This is a genomic window from Bartonella sp. AA168HLJHH (assembly GCF_042197365.1).
Lineage (GTDB): Bacteria > Pseudomonadota > Alphaproteobacteria > Rhizobiales > Rhizobiaceae > Bartonella.
Genome location: NZ_JBHIRS010000051.1, coordinates 1 through 2,604, shown reverse-complemented (window position 1 = coordinate 2,604; position 2,604 = coordinate 1). Strand labels below are relative to the sequence as shown.

4 protein-coding genes and 1 pseudogene are annotated in these 2,604 nt (G+C 33.1%); all 5 read left to right on the top strand.

Features of this window, described 5'->3' with window-relative positions:
- The coding region (locus tag ACFINM_RS09590; protein ID WP_375618343.1) for a TrwH protein at positions 1-96 on the top strand (96 nt) is incomplete at its 5' end.
- Complete coding sequence (locus tag ACFINM_RS09585) at positions 93-836, top strand: type IV secretion system protein (RefSeq protein WP_375641270.1); 744 nt, start codon at positions 93-95, stop codon at positions 834-836. The genes ACFINM_RS09590 and ACFINM_RS09585, both read left to right, overlap by 4 nt.
- Positions 837-1,050: 214 nt before the next feature.
- Positions 1,051-1,302 (top strand): annotated as a pseudogene (locus ACFINM_RS09580) (type IV secretion system protein); the annotation flags it as partial.
- Positions 1,303-1,484: 182 nt separating this feature from the next.
- Positions 1,485-1,628: a TrwH protein gene (locus ACFINM_RS09575; RefSeq protein ID WP_375641268.1), complete on the top strand. Its 144-nt coding sequence runs from the start codon at positions 1,485-1,487 to the stop codon at positions 1,626-1,628.
- Positions 1,625-2,359, top strand: coding sequence for a type IV secretion system protein (locus ACFINM_RS09570; RefSeq protein WP_375641266.1), 735 nt, complete (start codon positions 1,625-1,627; stop codon positions 2,357-2,359). The genes ACFINM_RS09575 and ACFINM_RS09570 overlap by 4 nt, the downstream gene beginning before the upstream one ends.
- Positions 2,360-2,604: the final 245 nt, after the last annotated feature.

Here is a 2,604-nt window from a genome sequence, read left to right as displayed (position 1 = left end):
TGTGCATTAGCACCAAAGCTAAAACAGCCCAATGATAGGAACCGCGTGCCTATTAATAAAACAATCCCTGCCGAAATTAAGCGAGGAGACAGATGAAAAAGCGATTTATTATAACAGGAATGATTACCCTTTTGGGGATGATAAATTTAACTCTAACGTCTAACTTTAGTTGGGGTTCTGGGACTCAAGGTTCAACTGTTAAAAGTCCTTTTTCAAAAGCAGAATATCTGGAAATTATTAAGTTGTTAGAACAACAAATTAAAACAAACGAAAACCAGATCGAAAACGCGAAAAAAATTCATCAGTCTATAACAGGAAATAGGATACAAAAACCAACAATAGGAGAAAACAAGGATTCTTTCATACAAGATTTGCCTTCTATCTACCCAAAAACACAGACAAACTACCAAGCCATAGCTACTGGGGAATTTAAAAAAAGATTTAATGAGATTATTCTCGAAGAGAAAAGGTACGGCTTCCAGCAGTTGCCGTATTATAAAATGCGCGAAATAATTAATACGCGTCTTAAATATAGTGGAATTGTCGAAAAAGCTGTAAGTTTTCAAACTTTTCAAGACGCAGAAAACCGCTTTAAACAAATGGACGATTTCTTAGATAAGATAAATAAAACAAAAGATCTCAAAGAAGTTTTCGAACTGCAAACACGCATCAAGACTATGTCAGCCATGATCCAAAATGAATATACAAAGCTACAAATGGTCAGAAATTTAAGCGATGACGAAGAGACTCTTATCGAAATACAAAAACGTAAATTGTACAGAAAAATTGTAGCCTCTAACTACAAAAATATGCCTATAATAAGATCTAACCAATAAAGCTTTTTACAGCATTTGCTTTTTTTCATGAAAACAAAAACCAATGTAGAAGGTTCAGTACTCTCTGAACAATTAAGAGAAGCACAAAGATTTTATCAAAGCCAAGATATCATGCTGAAAACACTTAGGTAATGTATAAATGAAAATGAGGCGTTTAGCATATATCTATGTTCCAAGGTGATAAAAAGTTGAAAATTCGTTAAAGAGGAATTCCATGGACTTTACAGTGTTCACGCAACTTTTCAATAAAATTGATCAGATAACAAAAACATATGTCACGGATATTTCCTCAAAAACAATAGCTACAATTACACCCTTTGTTTCAATTGGAATCACAATCGCTTTCATCATCTACGGATGGCTCATCATCCGTGGCGCTATAGATATGCCTCTCTCCGGATTCGTAAACCGTTTCCTACGGATAAGTATTATTACTTCAATAGCTCTTACCACAGGACTTCATCAACCAAGATATCCAATCCTAAAGTAAAAAATATTCGCACTGAAATTGAGCTATTTTCATAAATTAAAAAATGAAATTAAGAAAAGATAAATTATCGTAAACTATACACTTTACTTTGGTGTCAAAATTATAATAATGACAACAAATATCAGAATGTGTATAACAGTAAAAAGAGTCATGTTAAAATGAAGTTAATCATACTTGTAATTTTGATTGCAAACCTTTTATCGGCTTGTGCATTAGCACCAAAGCTAAAACAGCCCAATGATAGGAATCGTGTGCCTATTAATAAAACAATCCCTGCCGAAATCAAGCGAGGAAACAGATGAAAAAGCGATTTATTATAACAGGAATGATTACCTTTTTGGGAATGCTAAATTTAGCACATGCGAATGCAGTTACAAGCGTATCTTATGACCTCTCGTCACATAAGGACCCAGCCCCACCACCTGCTCTACCAGCAGAATATCTGGAGCTTACTAATCTATTAAAAAAAGGGGAAATTATTGAGCTCTTAAAAAAACAGCTTGAGTTGAAAAAAGAACAACTTTCGCAAACAGAAAAAACCTATCAGGCTATAACAAATAGTCAAAAAACTGGACCTAAAACTATAGATTTTTCTAGTTTTTTTCTCAAAGAACCAGAATCGTTCTATAAGAGTGATAAGCTTTCAAGAGAATCATATCAAAAGGTACTAGAGGACGAAAACAAAGTTTCTGGGCCTTTTGATCAAATGGGCACGTTGCTTTTTGAGCGTTTAGAATTTTTCTCAATACTAAATAAAGCTATAACTTTAAAAAGTTTTGAAAACGTAGAAAATCGTTTTCAATACCTCAAAAGTCTATTTAATGAACTTCAAACAAAAGAAAACCTGAAAGATATTGCAGATCTTCAAGCACATATCGATGGTTCATTAGCCATGATCCAAAATGAATCTATAAAGGTACAAATGGTAGCACATTTACGTAAGGCTGAGAAATCACTTATCAAAAGGAAAAGACGCGAACTTGATATGAAAATTTTTGATCATGAAAAAAAAGGAATGCCTATCATACGATGAAAACAAAAACCAATGTAGAAGGTTCAGTACTCTCTGAACAATTAAGAGAAGCACAAAGATTTTATCAAAGCCAAGATATCATGCTGAAAACACTTAGGTAATGTATAAATGAAAATGAGGCGTTTAGCATATATCTATGTTCCAAGGTGATAAAAAGTTGAAAATTCGTTAAAGAGGAATTCCATGGACTTTACAGTGTTCACGCAACTTTTCAATAAAATTGATCAGATAACAAAAACATATGT